At 69.5% G+C, this 15814-nt stretch carries 19 protein-coding genes and 1 tRNA gene; 14 read left to right on the top strand and 6 right to left on the bottom strand.

What is annotated here, in order from left to right:
• The first annotated feature begins 5 nt into the window (after nucleotides 1–5).
• From KK087_RS16255 to KK087_RS16230, 6 genes are all read left to right on the top strand, one after another.
• Nucleotides 6–584 (top strand): hypothetical protein, encoded by a 579-nt coding sequence (locus KK087_RS16255; protein WP_214566682.1) that lies wholly within the window; start codon nucleotides 6–8, stop codon nucleotides 582–584.
• Entirely contained in the window at nucleotides 581–1111 is a 531-nt protein-coding gene (locus KK087_RS16250; RefSeq protein ID WP_214566681.1) for a DUF6611 family protein, read from the top strand. The genes KK087_RS16255 and KK087_RS16250 overlap by 4 nt, the downstream gene beginning before the upstream one ends.
• A gap of 49 nt (nucleotides 1112–1160) precedes the next feature.
• Nucleotides 1161–1502 carry a hypothetical protein gene (locus KK087_RS16245; protein ID WP_051597132.1) on the top strand — a complete coding sequence of 114 codons (342 nt, stop codon included), beginning with the start codon at nucleotides 1161–1163 and terminating at the stop codon, nucleotides 1500–1502.
• A gap of 104 nt (nucleotides 1503–1606) precedes the next feature.
• Nucleotides 1607–2236 carry a TetR/AcrR family transcriptional regulator gene (locus tag KK087_RS16240; protein ID WP_214566680.1) on the top strand — a complete coding sequence of 210 codons (630 nt, stop codon included), beginning with the start codon at nucleotides 1607–1609 and terminating at the stop codon, nucleotides 2234–2236.
• Between the two features lie 27 nt (nucleotides 2237–2263).
• A complete protein-coding gene (locus KK087_RS16235) occupies nucleotides 2264–2977 on the top strand; it encodes an NADPH-dependent F420 reductase (protein ID WP_214566679.1) in 714 nt (237 codons plus the stop codon).
• Nucleotides 2978–3268: 291 nt separating this feature from the next.
• Nucleotides 3269–4744, top strand: coding sequence for an exonuclease domain-containing protein (locus tag KK087_RS16230; RefSeq protein ID WP_214566678.1), 1476 nt, complete (start codon nucleotides 3269–3271; stop codon nucleotides 4742–4744).
• 175 nt (nucleotides 4745–4919) lie between these two features.
• Here KK087_RS16230 and KK087_RS16225 read toward each other — a convergent pair.
• Nucleotides 4920–5009, bottom strand: a tRNA-Ser gene (locus KK087_RS16225).
• A 143-nt stretch (nucleotides 5010–5152) separates the two neighbouring features.
• Here KK087_RS16225 and KK087_RS16220 point away from each other — a divergent pair.
• Nucleotides 5153–6160, top strand: coding sequence for an SGNH/GDSL hydrolase family protein (locus KK087_RS16220; RefSeq protein ID WP_214566676.1), 1008 nt, complete (start codon nucleotides 5153–5155; stop codon nucleotides 6158–6160).
• A gap of 10 nt (nucleotides 6161–6170) precedes the next feature.
• Entirely contained in the window at nucleotides 6171–7532 is a 1362-nt protein-coding gene (radA, locus tag KK087_RS16215) for a DNA repair protein RadA (protein WP_027467076.1), read from the top strand.
• A gap of 4 nt (nucleotides 7533–7536) precedes the next feature.
• Here radA and KK087_RS16210 read toward each other — a convergent pair whose 3' ends face one another.
• Nucleotides 7537–7920, bottom strand: a complete 384-nt coding sequence (locus KK087_RS16210) for an SseB family protein (RefSeq protein WP_017887661.1) — start codon at nucleotides 7918–7920, stop codon at nucleotides 7537–7539.
• A gap of 280 nt (nucleotides 7921–8200) precedes the next feature.
• Here KK087_RS16210 and cspE point away from each other — a divergent pair, with 280 nt between their 5' ends.
• Entirely contained in the window at nucleotides 8201–8410 is a 210-nt protein-coding gene (cspE, locus tag KK087_RS16205) for a transcription antiterminator/RNA stability regulator CspE (protein ID WP_017887662.1), read from the top strand.
• Nucleotides 8411–8522: 112 nt separating this feature from the next.
• Here cspE and KK087_RS16200 read toward each other — a convergent pair whose 3' ends face one another.
• Together KK087_RS16200 and KK087_RS16195 are read right to left on the bottom strand one after the other, a co-directional pair.
• Nucleotides 8523–9221, bottom strand: a complete 699-nt coding sequence (locus KK087_RS16200; protein ID WP_214566674.1) for a hypothetical protein — start codon at nucleotides 9219–9221, stop codon at nucleotides 8523–8525.
• A 64-nt stretch (nucleotides 9222–9285) separates the two neighbouring features.
• Nucleotides 9286–9828, bottom strand: a complete 543-nt coding sequence (locus KK087_RS16195; protein ID WP_071245253.1) for an amino-acid N-acetyltransferase — start codon at nucleotides 9826–9828, stop codon at nucleotides 9286–9288.
• Between the two features lie 106 nt (nucleotides 9829–9934).
• Between KK087_RS16195 and KK087_RS16190 the strand changes: the two genes are divergently transcribed.
• Nucleotides 9935–10387, top strand: coding sequence for an SRPBCC family protein (locus KK087_RS16190; RefSeq protein WP_214544126.1), 453 nt, complete (start codon nucleotides 9935–9937; stop codon nucleotides 10385–10387).
• A gap of 756 nt (nucleotides 10388–11143) precedes the next feature.
• Here KK087_RS16190 and KK087_RS16185 read toward each other — a convergent pair.
• Nucleotides 11144–11713, bottom strand: a complete 570-nt coding sequence (locus KK087_RS16185) for a helix-turn-helix transcriptional regulator (RefSeq protein WP_214566672.1) — start codon at nucleotides 11711–11713, stop codon at nucleotides 11144–11146.
• Between the two features lie 47 nt (nucleotides 11714–11760).
• Here KK087_RS16185 and KK087_RS16180 point away from each other — a divergent pair, with 47 nt between their 5' ends.
• From KK087_RS16180 to KK087_RS16170, 3 genes are all read left to right on the top strand, one after another.
• Nucleotides 11761–12564 carry a class I SAM-dependent methyltransferase gene (locus KK087_RS16180; RefSeq protein ID WP_214566670.1) on the top strand — a complete coding sequence of 268 codons (804 nt, stop codon included), beginning with the start codon at nucleotides 11761–11763 and terminating at the stop codon, nucleotides 12562–12564.
• 72 nt (nucleotides 12565–12636) lie between these two features.
• A complete protein-coding gene (locus tag KK087_RS16175; RefSeq protein WP_214566668.1) occupies nucleotides 12637–14046 on the top strand; it encodes an MFS transporter in 1410 nt (469 codons plus the stop codon).
• On the top strand, nucleotides 14043–14720 hold the full coding sequence (locus KK087_RS16170) for a DUF998 domain-containing protein (protein WP_214566666.1): 678 nt from the start codon (nucleotides 14043–14045) through the stop codon (nucleotides 14718–14720). The genes KK087_RS16175 and KK087_RS16170 overlap by 4 nt, the downstream gene beginning before the upstream one ends.
• Nucleotides 14721–14987: 267 nt before the next feature.
• Here KK087_RS16170 and KK087_RS16165 read toward each other — a convergent pair whose 3' ends face one another.
• The gene (locus tag KK087_RS16165) at nucleotides 14988–15485 is read right to left on the bottom strand and encodes a CGNR zinc finger domain-containing protein (RefSeq protein ID WP_214566663.1); all 498 of its coding nucleotides are present in this window, start codon (nucleotides 15483–15485) and stop codon (nucleotides 14988–14990) included.
• A gap of 85 nt (nucleotides 15486–15570) precedes the next feature.
• On the opposite strand from KK087_RS16165, the gene KK087_RS16160 reads away from it, so the two are divergent.
• Nucleotides 15571–15814 (top strand): alpha/beta fold hydrolase (locus tag KK087_RS16160; RefSeq protein WP_214566661.1); only part of this gene is annotated, 244 nt, incomplete at its 3' end.

Below are 15814 nucleotides of genomic sequence, written 5' to 3'. Positions count from 1 at the left end.
AGGTCGTGACACTGACTGCGATCATGCCGACGCTCCGCGCGTCGCTCCCCGATCCGATGGACCCCTCCCTCTGGCCGGCCCACACCGTCGCGACCACCGACGACCTGCTGGTCTCGGCGATCTCGATGGTCCGGCTCGCCGACCTCACCGGCACCCCGACCGTGCACACCGCCGAGCAGTCCCCGCCCCGGTACCGTCCGCGCGGCTGGGCACCCCGCGACGTGAGCGTCGCCGTCGCGTCGGTCACCCGTGTGCGTCGACCGCGCACCGGGGTGGTGCTCCTGGAACTGGACGCGGTCCTGCCGACCTGCGCCGTGCTCGACCAGGTGCGCCTGATCGGACGCCGGAGCACGGCTCCCCTCTCCCCGATGTACGTCGTCACCCGCTGTGACGGTCAGGCCGACGGTCCGTTCCACCGCCTCCCGGCTCCGTTGCCCGCCGACGTCCGCGAAGGCGACCTGGTCTGCTTCCCGTGCCTGGCGACCGTCCGGCACCGTGACGTCGTCGAGCCGGTCCGGGCGGAACTCGCGCCGGTGCGCGCGGTGCGCGCGCCGACCGCTGAACTCGCGCCGGTGGATCGATGACCGTCGCGCTGCCGGTCCGCACCCGGCTGCTCGACGGCACCCACCTGTGGGGCCGGTACACGGTCCGTCCCGTCGGGCGGACGCTGTGGAGCTCGCGGACCCTCGTCGTGTTCCCGCCCGGCACGACCACCGGCGAACGCCTGCTGCTGCGTGCCTGGCACGTCTGGCCGGCCGTCGGGGCGGTCCTCGCCCTCGCTGCTCTGGTGCTCGCCGTCTCGGTCCCCGCCGTCGGCACGACCACCGCGCTGCTCCTCTACGGCGGCGGCTTCGCGGTCCTCGCCCGCGCCACCCGCGCGCTGCGACCACGGGTGCGGTCCGTCACCGTGACGACGTTCCTGGGCCACGGCCGCCGCGAGGTCCACGGCGACGAACGTCTGCTCACCGGCTCCCTGGACGCGCTGTCCATCCTGGAGCAGGCGCTCCGGGCCGACCGCATCCGCCCCGTCGACTTCGAGCTGATCTGGGCGGACGTGTGGAACGCCCTGGAATCCCCGGACCCGGACCACCGCGTGCAGCGGTCAACCTGAAGCCCGTTCCCGCGCCGCGCGTTTGTATGGGTTCGGGAAGGAGCACGCGATGAAGCACATCCACTACGACGCCACCACGATCCTGGTCGGTGACGACGTCGCCGACGCCGTGATCGAGTACGCCGCGGCCCTCGCAGGCGGGGACCGAGCGGACACCGTCGACGTGCCCGCCGTCGCCGACGACGGGACGATGACCACCACGAAGATCCTCATCGGGCCCTCGAGCGAGATCGTCATCGAGGACGCGGAAGAGGACGAACTCGAGATGGACAACGGGGAGTTCGTCGGGCGACTGCGCGCCGCCGCGAAGACCTTCGGGCACAGCGAGCCGATCCACGCGAACACGCGGACGGACCTGGCGGACGCGGCGGAGGCTGCCGAGGAGTCCTGACGCCTGGGCGTCGCGCTGCAGCGACGAAACGGAGAAGGTCTCCTGTACTGTGGTGATTCCGGAGAGCTTCTCCGTTTCCCGACGCCACAGCCTGGAGGCCCGCCATGCCCGAGCAGACCGCTCCCGCCGGGCGCGCCCCGCGTTCACCGCACTCCCCGCGTCCGCCGCGTCCCGCGCGCGCTGACGCGCTGCGGAACCGGGACCACATCCTGCGGGTCGCGGAGCGGGCGTTCACCGAGCAGGGCGTGTCCGGATCGCTCGACGCGATCGCCAAGCGGGCCGGCGTCGGCGCCGGCACCCTGTACCGGCACTTCCCCACGCGCGAGGCCCTGCTCGCCGGGCTCCTCGCCGCGCGCGACGAGGAGCTGGTGGCCCGCCGCGAAGCACTGCGTGACGGCTCCGTGGACGCCGCCGACGCCCTGCACGGCTGGCTCGACGCGGTCACCGAGTGGGCCGGCACGTTCGACGGGCTGCCCGAACCGCTCCGTGCCGCCGCGTCGTCCGACTCGTCGCCGCTGGCCATGACGTGCCAGGGGTTCATCACCACCACGGACGAGTTCCTCCGCGCCGCGCAGCGCTCCGGTCGTGCGCGCGCCGACGTCCGCGCGCGGGACCTGTTCCTCGCTGCGCTGGCCACCAGCTGGGTCCGGGGTGCCGCGATGGCCGACCACTCGTCCTCCGCCGCGCTCTCCGCCCTGTCGCGGCGCGGCTGGGAAGCCCCTGCTCTCCCCTGACCTCCACCACTGTTGAAAGGGCACCACATGAACCGCATCGGCATCATCGGCAGCGGAGCCATCGGCACCGCGATCGCACGCCTGGCCGTCGCCGCCGACCTCGACGTCCTCATCGCGAACTCGCGCGGCCCCGAGTCGCTGCAGGACCTCGTCGCCGAGCTCGGCCCGCGGGCCCAGGCCGGCACCGTGCGACAGGCCGTCGAGTTCGGCGACGTGCCCGTCCTCGCCATTCCGCTCACTGCCTACCCGGCACTCGCCCCCGACCTGGACGCCTTCGCCGGGCGGACCGTGCTGTCGACGGGTAACTACTACCCGGGTCGCGACGGCCGGATCGAGCAGCTCGACAGCCTCGCGACGACCACGGCGGAGTACGAGCAGACGCTCCTGCCCGGCACCCGGATCGTCAAGGCGTTCAACAACATCGTCGTGCACCACATCCCGAACCTCGCCGGCTCCACGCCCCGCACGGCGCTGCCGATCGCGGGCGACGACGAGCAGGCGAAGGCCGTGGTCGCCGAGATCGTGCAGCTGCTCGGGTTCGACACCGTGGACGCCGGGACCCTGGCCGAGTCATGGCGCTTGGAGCCGGAGTCCGGGGCCTACACGGGCATCTACGCGGCGAGTGCCGAGGGGTTTGCGGCGGACTACCTGGCCGATCAGGGAGCACCATTGCCCGCCGAGCGGCTGCGGGACATACTGGCGGTGTCGCACCGGGCGGATGTGGCGAACCGGCAGTTCTGACGATGCGGGCCCACCTTCGGATCCCTCCGGAATAGCCAGGCCGAACACTGGCCCCTCTTCTGGGGACGCCCGATCGTTCCCCGTGCCGGCGGCTGTCTTCTAGCGTGAGGTGGAAGACCGCGACGCTCCCGTTCCCCGCGAGCATCCGTCGCGGCGGGGTGGAAGAAGGCATCGGTGGGACTGTTCAACTGGCTGTTCGGGCGTCGGGCACGTTCGGCCAAGCACCCGGTAGCGCCAGCGTCTGCACAGACGACCGTGAGCGCCGGCGCGCCCGCTTTCGCAGTCGTCGACGTGGAGACGACCGGGCTCTCACCGCAGCGGGACCGCGTCCTCGAGGTTGCGATCGTGCGGCTCGACGCAGCAGGCGCAGTCGTCGACGAATGGGTGACCCGAGTCGATCCTGAAGGACCCGTCGGGGCAACCCACATCCACGGCATCAGGCAGGCCGACATCGTCGGTCAACCGCGTTTCGCCGAGGTCGCCGGCACGGTCGTCGCACGTCTCTCGGGGCTCGCCGTCGTCGCGCACAACGCCAAGTTCGACCTGGCGTTCCTCCGGAACGAGTTGAAGAGCGCCGGCTGGGACGTGCCGTGGATCGCTGCGTACTGCACGCTCGATGCCAGCTACGCGTACCTGCCGGACATGGACCGGCGCCGACTCGCCGACTGCTGCTGGGCGGTCGGCGTCCGGCTCGACGACGCGCACTCTGCGCTCGGCGATGCGAGAGCCGCCGCGGGGCTGCTCGGTGCCTACGTCGGGCTGAACGGTGGTGCGGATCCTGTGCTGATCGAGGCGCAGGACGTCGCGAGGAGCACGCGGTGGCCGTCTGGTCCGTCTCGGTCGCCGTCACGGTCTGCTTCGCCGCCCGCCAAGGGGCCGCGCGTCGACGGGGCGTCCGTCGGCAGACGTCCTGCACGGACCGCCCCGCCACGTCCCACCGCTCCCCCGTTGCTCGAACAGCTCACCGCGATGTCCCTCCTCGAAGTACTCGAGGAAGGAGCACCCGTCGGGTCGACGGCGTACCTCGAGATGCTCTTCGACGCCCTCGAGGACGGCGACATCTCCGATGCTGAGTCAGTGGCCCTGCAGGAGCTGTGCGCTGAGTACGAGCTGTCCTCGGCAGACATCAGTGCGGCGCACGAATCGTTCCTCCTGGCGCTGGCGCACCGGGCGGTCGACGACGGACGGGTCTCGCACGACGAGCGCCGTGAACTGCGGAGCATCGCGTCGCTCCTGGGCGTCGCGGAGACGAAGGTGAAGCGAGTCCTCGACCGCGCTGATGCCGCTCGTCATGCCCGGTTGAGCGCAGGCTTGGGCGCGCTACCGACCCCGTGGCCACACGGGGAACCGCTCCGCGTCGGGGACAAGGTCGTCTTCACCGGATGCGACGAACGCCAACGTGCGCGACTCGAGCAGCGATCCGAGGAGCTCGGCGTTCGTGTCGTCGGTGCAGTGTCCCGGCTGACCGCCATGCTGGTCACGGACGGGTCCTTCTCCGGCGGGAAGTTCGCCAAGGCGACCGAACTCGACACGCGTCGCGTGCACCCGGACACGTTCGAGGTGTTGTTGCGGCACCTCCAGCCCGCAGTGTCCAGCTCGGCGACGGCCACCGCGAAGGCCTCACCCAGCCTGGTCTCGACATCCGACCCGCTGAAGGCAGCGTCTCCGTCGGCTGTCCGAGCGTGGGCCGTCTCGGCCGGGCTCGAAGTGGGCGTCCGGGGTCGACTCCCGAAGCACGTGTTCGACGCGTACGCTGCAGCTCACTGAAGGGGCTTACTGACCCAGGGCAACTCGAACACCTGAGCGTTCCACACGGAGGTTTCGGCCGGACGGAGGGAGCGCAACGCTTCTCCCACACGCCAGAACTGACGCGATCGCGTCGTTGATCCTCGGGAAACGAGAAGAGCCCCCGGCCGAAACCGGGGGCTCTTCGTCGTGTTACTGGCGGTACCGGTGGGATTTGAACCCACGGTGGAGTTGCCCCCACACATGTTTTCGAGACATGATCCTTCGGCCGCTCGGACACGGTACCGGGAAAGAGTTTACACGATCCGGGAGGCCCGTGATGACACCCCGGGTCCGCTCCCCCTCCACAGGCGGTCACCTGCAGGGCTTTCCCCACACCCACAGGTCCTCCTCGTCTCCGGCAAGACCGGCGGGCGTACCGTCCACGGCATGAGATCCCGCACGCTCATCGCACTCCTCACCTCCGTCGTCGGCAGCCTCGGCGTCGTCGGTGCCGCAGCCGTCGGTGCCCGCGCCGGCGTGAAGGGCCAACGGGCAGCGGCGCAACGGGTCGTCGACATGCTCCCGATCCACGCCGACTGGTGGCGCGAACGACAGCAGCACGAGGGGCAGCTGCTCTACGTGGCGATCGGTGACTCGGCAGCGCAGGGGGTCGGTGCTACCGCGCCCGGCCGCGGCTACGTGGGGCTGCTCGCGCGGCGCATCCGGCACCGTTCCCACATGTCGGTCCGGGTGGTGAACCTCAGCGTCTCCGGCTCGACCACGTGGGGCGCGAAGCGTGATCAGCTGCCGAAGCTCCGGCACTACGCGCCCGACATCTGCACGGTGTCGATCGGGGCGAACGACATCGCCGACTTCGACCCGGACAAGTTCGAGCGGAACATCCGGGCGATCTACGGTGCGGTCCCCTCGCACGCCGTGGTGGCCGAGCTGCCGTGCATGTTCGTGCCGGACCGGGAGCGCAAGGTGGCGGTGGCGAACGAGATCGTGCACCGGGTGGCCGACGAGTTCGGGCTGACCGTGGCTCCGCTGCACACCATCACGAAGCGCGTCGGGGTCCGCCGCACCTTCTTCAACAGCTACGGCGACCTGTTCCACCCGAACGACCGCGGCTACGAGGTCTGGGCGAGCGCGTTCGAACCGGCGGTCGACGCGCGGGTCGACACGGTGGCGGCGATCCGCCACTACCTGTCGGTGCGTGAGGCCGAGAACCTCGGTCGCGAAGCCGGGGCGGTGGCGAACGCCCGCGCCGAGCAGGACACCGACGGCGCCGAGGCACTCGACCACGCCTCCCGCCAGGGTCCGGGGCCGGTCGAGCGCCTGCGCCACCGGATGACCGGGTCGATCGCGCTGCCCGACGACCGACACGAGTCGGACGAACCAAGCGGACCCGACGAGCCGGACGACCGCGCCGGTGATGTCGGCCGTACGGCCTAGCCTCGACGACATGGCGCGCCCGCAGTCCCTCTACCGTTGCACCGAGTGCGGCTGGACCAGCATCAAGTGGGTCGGCCGGTGCGGTGAGTGCCAGACCTGGGGCACCGTCGAAGACAGCTCCGCGGCGTCGGCGAGCACCCGGGGCACCTCGGCGGTCGCCGTCACCGGCGCACGGGCCGCGCGACCGATCACCGAAGCCCGCGGCACCTCCGTGCAGCGCTGGCAGACCGGCATCGGCGAGTTCGACCGCGTGCTCGGCGGCGGCGTGGTGCCGGGTGCGGCGGTCCTGCTCAGCGGCGAGCCGGGTGTCGGCAAGTCGACCCTGCTGCTCGAGGTCGCGTCGCGAGCCGCAGCCTCGGGCAAGCGCGTCCTCTACGTCAGCGCCGAAGAGTCCGTCGACCAGGTCCGACTCCGTGCCGAACGCACCGGGGCGATGCACGACGACCTGTACCTGGCGAGCGAAGTGGACCTCGGCGTCATCATCGGCCAGATCGACCAGGTGCAGCCCGACCTGCTCATCGCCGACTCCGTGCAGACCATCTCATCGAGCTCGATCGACGGCATCGCCGGCGGTACATCCCAGGTGCGCGAGGTCGCCTCGACCCTGATCCGCATCGCGAAGGACCGCGCCCTGCCCGTCCTCATCGTCGGCCACGTCACGAAGGACGGCACCATCGCCGGCCCGCGGCTCCTGGAGCACCTGGTCGACGTCGTCTGCCACTTCGAGGGCGACCGGCAGACCGCGCTGCGCTTCGTCCGGGCACTCAAGAACCGCTTCGGCCCCACCGACGAGGTCGGGTGCTTCGACATGGGCGGCGACGGCATCCACGAGGTCCCGGACCCGAGCGGCCTCTTCATGTCGAAGAACGCCACCCCGGTGTCCGGCACCTGCGTCACCGTCGCACTCGAGGGGCGCCGCGCGCTGCCGGTCGAGGTGCAGGCCCTCATCGTCCCGAGCTCGGCACCGCAGCCCCGCCGGGTCGTGAACGGTGTCGATGCCTCGCGCGTCGCGATGCTGCTCGCGGTCCTCGAACGCCGTGCCGGCCTCAAGCTGTCGGACGCCGACGTCTACGTGTCCACGGTGGGCGGCATGAAGCTCACGGAGCCCGGCGCCGACCTGGCGATCGCACTGGCCCTCGCGAGCGCCGCACGAGACCGTCCGTACCCGCACACCCTCGCGGCCGTCGGCGAGATCAGCCTCGCCGGCGAGATCCGTCCGGCCACGGGCACGAAGCAGCGCGTGAACGAGGCCACCCGCCTCGGGTTCACGACCGTGCTCGGCTCGGACTCCGGGCACCTGCGCGAAGCCCTGCGTGTGGCGTTCTCGATGACGCAGTCCCCGCGCGAACGCGAGCTCGACCGCGCGTTCTGAGGCGCTACGCGCGCAAAGCGGCCAGCAGGTCCGCCGGCGCGGCCTGCATCGTGTGCGGGCCGGCGATGTCGAAGAACACGCCTTCGAGCATGTCGAGGTGGGCGGCCAGGAACTCCTCGAGCCGCGGCCCGTCGTAGACCATGACCTGCCGGATCTTCTCGTCCGGCACCATCGCCGTGTAGGCGTCCGCCGACGAGAACAGCAGCAGGATGCGCTTGTCCGACCCCTCACGGCCGAACACCCGCACCTGCATGTCCTTCTTGCCGGTGACGAGTCGGGGGACGATCACGATGTCGTGGCGGAGCGCGAACGCCACCGCAGCGACGTCCTGCTTCGCGAGGGCTTCCTCGAGCTGTTCGCTCCGGAAGCGCTGTTCCTTGTCTGCCATCAGCTCAATTCCACCAGATTTTCGTCGTTCCGTGACGCACGGGTAGCCAGTCGGCCCAGAGCACGCTAGCCTGATGGAACCGCTTCGGCGGCGCTCAACGTCCGGGCGAGGTGGTTTGCCCCTCAACCCGGGCCCCAGGGTCACTGGCCGACAGGCCTGACCCCGAACCCGTCCCGCCGGCACCTGCCCGCGTGGCGCATTACCCCCGTCGACGTACGTCGGGGTCTCCGTCGGTGCATCTGCACCTTGGCGGAAGCAAGAAAGCTAAGGAAACGCCATCATGGCATCTACCGGTACCGTCAAGTGGTTCAACAACGAAAAGGGCTTCGGCTTCATCGCCCCGGACGACGGCAGCGCTGACGTCTTCGCGCACTTCTCTGCGATTGCTGGCAACGGCTACAAGTCGCTCGAGGAGAACCAGAAGGTGGAGTTCGACATCACCGAGGGCCGCAAGGGCCCGCAGGCGGAGAACATCACCGTCCTCGGCTGATCACATCAGCTTGAACAGGCCCCGTCGTCTTCGGACGACGGGGCCTGTTGCTGTTTCCGGCGCCTCTGCTCGGCACAGCCGGAGGACCGGATCGGCACCGCGAACCCGCCGCCTACTGCAGGATGAACTGCACCGAGCTCTTCGACTCGAGGTTCCCGACGGCGACCTGCAGGTGGTAGCTCGCGCCTCCCGCGGTGACCGCCGGCCGTGACGAGTCGCACGTCGACGTGGACGAGCGCGTGCGGTCCCAGGCGATCGCCGGGGTCGTGAGTGTCTGACCGGACTTGATCGTGACGTCCTGGTTCGTGCCGCCGGTCTGGCAGTCCTTCGACGACCAGTACTGTTCCTCGCCCGAGCTGATCGTCAGTACCTGCTGCGCCGATCCGAGGTCCAGGTGGCAGGAGTTCGTGCCGGAGTTCTTGATCGACATCGCGATCTTCGGGTCCTCGGTGGGGCCGTAGGCCGGCTTGTCGAGCACCGGGGTCAGGACGACCTGGTCCTTCGTGCACGTCGAGCCGTCGGCAGCAGCGGGTTTCGTCGCAGAAGCCGAGGAAGAAGCCGCCGGCTTCGGCGCAGCAGACCGCGAGGACCTGGAACCGGCCGAAGAACCATCAGACGATGCACCGGCACCGGACCCGGCACCAGCAGAGGCCGACGCACTCGGCGTCGCCGACGTGGCCCCGCTCCCCCGCCCGACGACGATGAGCACCACGACCAGGACGACGACCAGCAGCGCCCCGAGCACGAGCGCCCGGCGGCGCCAGTAGACGACCGGCTTCTCGGGCCCGACGGGGTGACGCAACGACGACATGCGCACAGGGTAGACAACGGCGCGGTCCACACACGGCAACCCCGCCGGGCGGCACGAGAAAGCGTCAGAGGTTCTTCAGCATGCGGGTGTTGCCGAGGGTGTTCGGCTTGACCCGGGCGAGGTCGAGGAACTCCGCGACCCCTTCGTCCGACGAGCGGACCAGTTCGGCGTAGACGTCGGGCGAAACGACGCTCTCGCCGATCTCCAGGTACCCGTGCTTCGCGAAGAAGTCGACCTCGAAGGTCAGGCAGAAGATCCGGGCGACGCCGAGTTCGCGGGCGTCGTGCTCCAGTGCCTCGAGCATCCGGTGTCCGACACGCTTGTGGATCCACTGCTCGTCGAGGGCGAGCGTGCGGACCTCGGCGATGTCGTCCCAGAACACAGCGAGCGCACCGCACCCGATGGGGGTGCCGTCGGGCCCTTCGGCGATCCGGAACTGCTGGATCGAGCCGTACAGGGCGACGTTCTCCTTGCCGAGCAGGATGCGCCGGTCGACGTAGGGGGCGATGAGTCGCTGGATGTGCGGGACGTCCGAGGCGAGCGCCGGACGCACGAGGATCCCGTGGTCGTCGCGCTCGTGGAACGCGTGCTTCCCGTGCTCTGTCATCCTCCCCACACTACTGCGCAGCGGCGGACGGACCCGCACCCGCCGGAGTCGCAGGGGGACAGCGCTGCTGAGTGCCGCCCAGGTCGATCGGCCTACCGTCCGGTGCATGCCTCAGATCATCGAAACCGTCGACGTCAACGTCCCCGTCCGCCAGGCCTACGACCAGTGGACCCGTTTCGAGGAGTTCCCGCACTTCCTCGACGAGGTCGAGAAGATCGTCCAGGTCGACGACAAGACCACCGACTGGACCGTGAAGGTCGCCGGTCAGGTGCGCGAGTTCCGTGCCCTCATCACCGAGCAGCACCCCGACGAGCGGGTCGCCTGGACCGTCAAGGACGGCGAGACCGACCACGCCGGCGTCGTCACCTTCCACAAGCTCTCCGACGCCGAGACGCGTGTGACCGTGCAGATCGACTGGGAGCCCTCCGGCATCCTCGAGAAGCTCGGCTCCGCCGTCGGCGTCGGCGGCCACGCCGTCAAGAAGGACCTGCAGAACTACAAGGAGCGCGTCGAGAACGCACCGACCCAGCCGGGTTGGCGCGGCGACGTGCAGGCGTAGTCCGCACCACACGACGGACGGGAGGCGCGGTGCCAGCTGGCACCGCGCCTCCGGTCGGTACACGGCCGAGTCACGGGCGAGGCTCCGCCACCGTGCGGACGCACCGTGATCTCGGCTACGAAGTTCCGGTCCTCGTGCTCGAGGTTGTCGTCGGGGGGGGGGCGTCCGTGACCGTCACGGCAATGCCGGTGTCGAGAAGGATGTTGGCGCGGGTTCCTTGGCCTTCGTCGCCTGGGGTGGCGTGGAGCGTTTGGCGCCCCTTCACCGGGCATTTTTGCGGGACAGGTATACGGGAATACCCCTGGTCAGGCTGCAGTAGGCAACGGAAGGCGTCGAAGGTGACAACTGTCGTGTAGCGGTGAGCCACCGGCTTACGGAACACTCGTACGACGGCGCCCCGGACTCGGACTGCGACTGCGACTGCGACTGCGACTGCGACTGCGACTGCGACTGCGACTGCGACTTCTCCATCCATGAGAATCCCGCATCGCGTCGCGTCGCGGTGACGATGTTTGCTGTGCTGCTCGTCTGCGGGACCATCACGGTCCCATGGGGACTATTCACCGTCTCGCCCCTCCCGTTCGGGATCCTGTCGCTCGTGACTCTGGACACCGTGGGCTATGTGATGGTGCGAGCAAGCAAGCGCTCGGAGGACTAAGTTGATCGGTGATCGATCAGCCGCAGGACCAACGCCGTCTCCCGATGAGTCGCTGGTTGCCAGCGGTGCCCCGACAGGGTCGGCGCACCTTTCGGCGATCAGGGCGCGATGTGCGCGTGCTCGCCAGCTGTGGCGAGGATGGTGAGTACCTCGACGGGCTGGCCATCGGCTGCTCCGATGGCGTGCGGGATCATGGTCGAGAACTCCGCTGCACTCCCGGCCTCGACGCGGATGAGGCGGTCACCCAATCGCAACTCAGCCGTACCGGAGAGGACAGTGAACCAGTCCCGTCCGGGGTGCACACCCGCTTCGGCTTCGGGTGGTGCCGGTGTCGTGATGCGCATCTTCGCGACCGTGAGGCCGTCCGGGGTGCGGTTGCTCGCGAGCGTCCACATCGTCAGTCCGCGCCGCTCGTCCTGATGCGGCCGGATGACGACATCGGCGTCGTCAACCGGTTCGATGAGCTGATCGAGGCCGGTGTCCAGAGCGCGGGCGATCGGGACCAGCTGGTCCAGCGCGATCCGGCGAGAGCCCGTCTCGATCCGACTCAGGTTGGACGCACTGAGGAAGCTGCGTTCGGCGAGCGTGTCGAGCGTCCATCCGCGCGCTCGTCGCAGCGCGCGGATCCGCAGTCGAACGAGGCGATCCACATCGGGTTCTTGCTCCATGAGCAAGAGTGTATGCCGCAGGAGCATAGAGCTCTTACGGTAGAAGCATGCCTCAGCACTCGCACGATCACGCGGATCCGACGCTCCTGCCTCGCCTGTTGGAACTCGATGCTGTCGTGCACGCGCACGTTTTAGGGCAGTCGATTGCCCTGGCAAGGGCACTCGCTCCTGGCGCCCGCCTCATCGTGGACGTCGGCAGTGGCACCGGAACCGGGACACTTGCACTCGCCGAGGCGTTCCCGGACGCACAGGTGACGGCCGTCGACGTCGACGAGGACATGCTCCAAGCGGTGCGCCGTGGCGCGGACGAACGGCAGATTACCGATCGGGTCGAGACCGTTCGCGCTGACGTCACGAGTGGGGCAGTCGACGTACGCGGTGTGGATCTCGTCTGGTCCTCGAACGCGCTGCACGAGGTACCCGATTGGGCCGCCGCGCTCAACACGGCGTTCCACGTGCTCCGGCCGGGAGGCGCGCTCTTCGTCAGCGAGATGGACGCGCCTCCCACGGTCCTCCCGGCGGCGTACACATCGCTCGAATCGGTGCTGCGCGCTGCCGCCGGCGCCGGCGGGCCTGCACCGGAGTGGTCCGCCGCCATCACCGCTGCTGGCTTCGAGGCTGTCACCGCGCAGACCGTCGAGAGCGACCAGACACTCCCCGCGGACGGGCCGGGAGGCGCGTACGCAGCACTCGAACTCCGCCGCCTCGCACAACACGCACTGCCCCGCCTGTCCAGCGAGGACGTCGCCGCGCTGCGCGGTCTCACCGCCGACCTGAACGGCACACACGAGCTCCTCGACGAGGTTCGAGTCCGTGGGACGCGCACGATCTGGACTGCGCGCCGCCCCTGACCGACCCCCGCACGACGCCGGTGATGACTGGTCACCGGTGATCGTCGCGCCCTGAACAAGGAGGAAACACCCGTGACGACCGATGTCTCATCGAGGCGGTGGTGGCTGCTCGCCGCTCTCGCGCTCGCACAACTGATGATCGCACTGGACACCACCGTGGTCACCATCGCGCTCCCGTCCGCGCAGGCCGACCTCGGCTTTGCGGACAGTGCACGGCAGTGGGTCGTTACCGGGTACGCGCTCGCGTTCGGCAGCCTGCTCCTGCTCAGCGGACGCCTCGCCGACCGGTGGGGCCGGAAACGGGCACTGCTGATCGGCCTCGCCGGCTTCGGCATCGCCTCCGCTATCGGCGGCGCAGCACCGACCGTCGAGCTGCTCGTCGCAGCCCGGATCGGTCAGGGCGTGTTCGCAGCGCTGCTGGCCCCGGCCGCGCTGGCGCTGGTGTCGACGACGTTCACAGACCCCGCCGAACGCGGCAGAGCCTTCGGTGTATTCGGTTCGGTGTCGATGGTCGGGACCACCGTGGGCCTGCTGCTCGGCGGGGCCCTCACCGAGGTGCTGTCCTGGCGATGGACGATGTTCATCAACACCGCCATCGCGATCCCAGCGCTTATCGGGGCCGCGCTCCTCGTGCGGAACACATCGCGGACCACCACGCAGCGACTCGACCTCGGCGGAGCGGCGACGATCACGCTCGGCCTGTTCGCGCTCGTCCTCGGGACGTCGAACGCGGAGACCGCGGGCTGGGCGCATCCGCTCACCCTGGCGCTACTCGTCGTCGCAGCGGCACTGCTCGCGGTGTTCGTCGTTGTGGAGACCCGTGTCAGCACACCGCTGCTGCCGATGCGGGTGATCGTCGACCGCGGGCGTGGGAGTGCGCTGGTCGCGCTCGTGCTGTCCTCAGCGGGGCTGTTCACGACGTTCCTCTTCCTGCCCTACTACCTCCAGAGCACGCTGGGGTACGCCCAGGTCAGCACCGGTCTGGCGTTCCTTCCCGTCCCGGCGGCGCTCGTCGTTGCTGCCGTATTCATCGGACCTGCGCTCACCCGACGAATCGGAGCCCGCTTCGTCGTCCCGATCGGCTTGACGGTGGCCGGCGTCGGTGCGCTGCTCTTGATCCGCATCGGGCTGCACAGCGCCTACGCGGTCCACCTGCTGCCGAGCTTGATCCTCATCGGCGCAGGCATCGGGCTCGTCATCGCTACCGCGACCGGTGCCGCCACCGCCCGCCTCGCCGATGTCGACGCGGGAGCGGCCGCTGCGACCGTCAACGCGGCGCAGCAGGTGGGCGGCTCCGTCGGCGTCGCCGTCCTGAACACCATCGCCGCAACCGCAGCAGCCACTCACCTCACCGCCCACCCCGCAGCCCAGGCCGCGAGCGTCGTCCACAGCTACACGACCGCGTTCGGCTGGGTCGGCGCGATCTTCCTCGCCGGAGCCGTCGCGACAGCACTCATCTCCCCGAAGGACCCCACCAAATGACCACTCCCACTACGACGTCCCTCGCACCTGCGTCCCGCCGCGCCACAGGCACGACCCGACTCGGCGCAGCCCTGCTCATTCTCGGGACCGTGCAGTTCCTCGTCATGCACCTCGTCGTGCAGAGCGCGTGGGAGCAGCCCCGCTACAGCTGGTGGACCAACTACATCAGCGACCTCGGTGCAGTGCACTGCGCACCCGTCCTCGGCAACGACGTCTGCTCACCCCTCCACACCGGCATGAACGCCGCGTTCATCACGCAAGGCATCCTCCTGGCACTCGGGACCATTCTCGTGTCCACCGCTTCGGCGCAGACCGGTCGGAAGCTGGCCTGGCCGGTCATGGTCGTCCTCTCCGGGTTGTCCTGGATCATCGTCGGCCTGATCCCCGAAGACGTCAGCATCGCCGGACACTCGATCGGAGCACTCCCGATCTTCATCGTCGGGAACATCGCTCTCATCGTTGCCGGGCGCTCCGGATCGACCCGGAACCGACCGGTCGTCCGCCGCTCGGCGCTCGTACTCGGAATCACGGGCCTCCTCGGCTTCGCGCTGACGGCGATCGCCATCGCCGACCCCACCGGCCCCGTTGGAATCGGGATCGCCGAACGCATCACAGTGTTCCCGCTACAGGTGTGGGCAATCGTCGCCGGAATCAGCATCTTCCGTCGGCCCTGACCGCTCCGGCCCGATGGGGGCAATGATGACGGTTGCCGGCGGCGTCCGGCAGCCGACCGTCTAACGGGCGCCCGGTCTGCGGGCTTCCCAGAAACCCGGTCCGGTTCAAAACCCCGTTTCGAACCGGTCGCCGTTTCTGGCCGGCAGATCTGACCGTCGGACGAGTCCACCCGGAATCCATCGTTTTTGAGCGACAGACCTACGAGCCGGATGCCGCGCCTGGGACTTAGCGGCCCACGCTGACCCCTCGCCGTCGGACGCACGCGCTCAGGTTCTGGTGCGACTGGCGTGTGTGCGTGCCTTCATCCTGTTGCCGCAGGTCGCCATGGAGCACCACTTCGCGGTGCCGGGGCGGCTGTGGTCGACGAGGAACAGGTTGCACTCGTCGTTCGCACAGGCGCGGACGCGACCCGGGAACTGCTCGGCGACGCGCGACCACGCTAGGACGGCCGTGGTCGCGAGGCGGTCATCGTCGGCCGCGACGAGGTCCCAGACCACGCCCTTGGACGTGACGCGAGGCGTACGCACTGCTCCATCGACCACGCGTGCGAGCTCGTCGACCGCCTCGGGCCCGGCCCCGCGGATGACGGCCTGGAGGGCCGCACGAGCCCGGCGGAGCTGAGCGACCTCGTCGGCCGAGCCGACGCCTCCCCAGCTCAGGGCCAGCTCTCGACCGTGGTCGCCCTCGAGGTCGTCCGTCGGCTGACCGCCTACCACCGGGGCGCTGTTGAGCACGGCCAGCAGCAGCTCTTCGCCTGTCAGCATCGGTCCTCGTCTCCTCGCACCTGTCCGGCACGACCTGACCCATGCTACCGTCAGCTAACCGGTAAAACAATCTAAGGGGTTAGTCATGGTCGCCGTCCACCACCGCACCGTCTCCGTCGACGGGCTCGACGTGTTCTACCGGGAGGCCGGGCCCGCCGACGCCCCCGTGCTACTCCTGCTGCACGGGTACCCGTCGAGCTCCCACATGTTCCGGCACCTCATCCCGGCCCTGGCCGACCGGTACCGCGTCGTGGCACCCGATCACATCGGCTTCGGCCGCTCGTCCGCACCGTCGACCGACGAGTTCGACTACACCTTCGAGGCCCTCG

The organism is Curtobacterium aurantiacum, from assembly GCF_018598555.1.
GTDB lineage: Bacteria > Actinomycetota > Actinomycetes > Actinomycetales > Microbacteriaceae > Curtobacterium > Curtobacterium aurantiacum.
Note: the sequence above shows the minus strand (reverse complement) of the source record. Positions and strands in the feature narration are given on the sequence as shown.

Excerpts from the sequence above, each read along its gene's own strand:
- KK087_RS16250 (WP_214566681.1), top strand. The coding sequence starts at position 581 with ATGACCGTCGCGCTGCCGGTCCGCACCCGGCTGCTCGACGGCACCCAC.
- KK087_RS16245 (WP_051597132.1), top strand. The coding sequence starts at position 1,161 with ATGAAGCACATCCACTACGACGCCACCACGATCCTGGTCGGTGACGAC.
- KK087_RS16240 (WP_214566680.1), top strand. The coding sequence starts at position 1,607 with ATGCCCGAGCAGACCGCTCCCGCCGGGCGCGCCCCGCGTTCACCGCAC.
- KK087_RS16235 (WP_214566679.1), top strand. The coding sequence starts at position 2,264 with ATGAACCGCATCGGCATCATCGGCAGCGGAGCCATCGGCACCGCGATC.
- KK087_RS16220 (WP_214566676.1), top strand. The coding sequence starts at position 5,153 with ATGAGATCCCGCACGCTCATCGCACTCCTCACCTCCGTCGTCGGCAGC.
- radA (WP_027467076.1), top strand. The coding sequence starts at position 6,171 with ATGGCGCGCCCGCAGTCCCTCTACCGTTGCACCGAGTGCGGCTGGACC.
- KK087_RS16210 (WP_017887661.1), bottom strand. The coding sequence starts at position 7,920 with ATGGCAGACAAGGAACAGCGCTTCCGGAGCGAACAGCTCGAGGAAGCC.
- cspE (WP_017887662.1), top strand. The coding sequence starts at position 8,201 with ATGGCATCTACCGGTACCGTCAAGTGGTTCAACAACGAAAAGGGCTTC.
- KK087_RS16200 (WP_214566674.1), bottom strand. The coding sequence starts at position 9,221 with ATGTCGTCGTTGCGTCACCCCGTCGGGCCCGAGAAGCCGGTCGTCTAC.
- KK087_RS16195 (WP_071245253.1), bottom strand. The coding sequence starts at position 9,828 with ATGACAGAGCACGGGAAGCACGCGTTCCACGAGCGCGACGACCACGGG.
- KK087_RS16190 (WP_214544126.1), top strand. The coding sequence starts at position 9,935 with ATGCCTCAGATCATCGAAACCGTCGACGTCAACGTCCCCGTCCGCCAG.
- KK087_RS16185 (WP_214566672.1), bottom strand. The coding sequence starts at position 11,713 with ATGGAGCAAGAACCCGATGTGGATCGCCTCGTTCGACTGCGGATCCGC.
- KK087_RS16180 (WP_214566670.1), top strand. The coding sequence starts at position 11,761 with ATGCCTCAGCACTCGCACGATCACGCGGATCCGACGCTCCTGCCTCGC.
- KK087_RS16170 (WP_214566666.1), top strand. The coding sequence starts at position 14,043 with ATGACCACTCCCACTACGACGTCCCTCGCACCTGCGTCCCGCCGCGCC.
- KK087_RS16165 (WP_214566663.1), bottom strand. The coding sequence starts at position 15,485 with ATGCTGACAGGCGAAGAGCTGCTGCTGGCCGTGCTCAACAGCGCCCCG.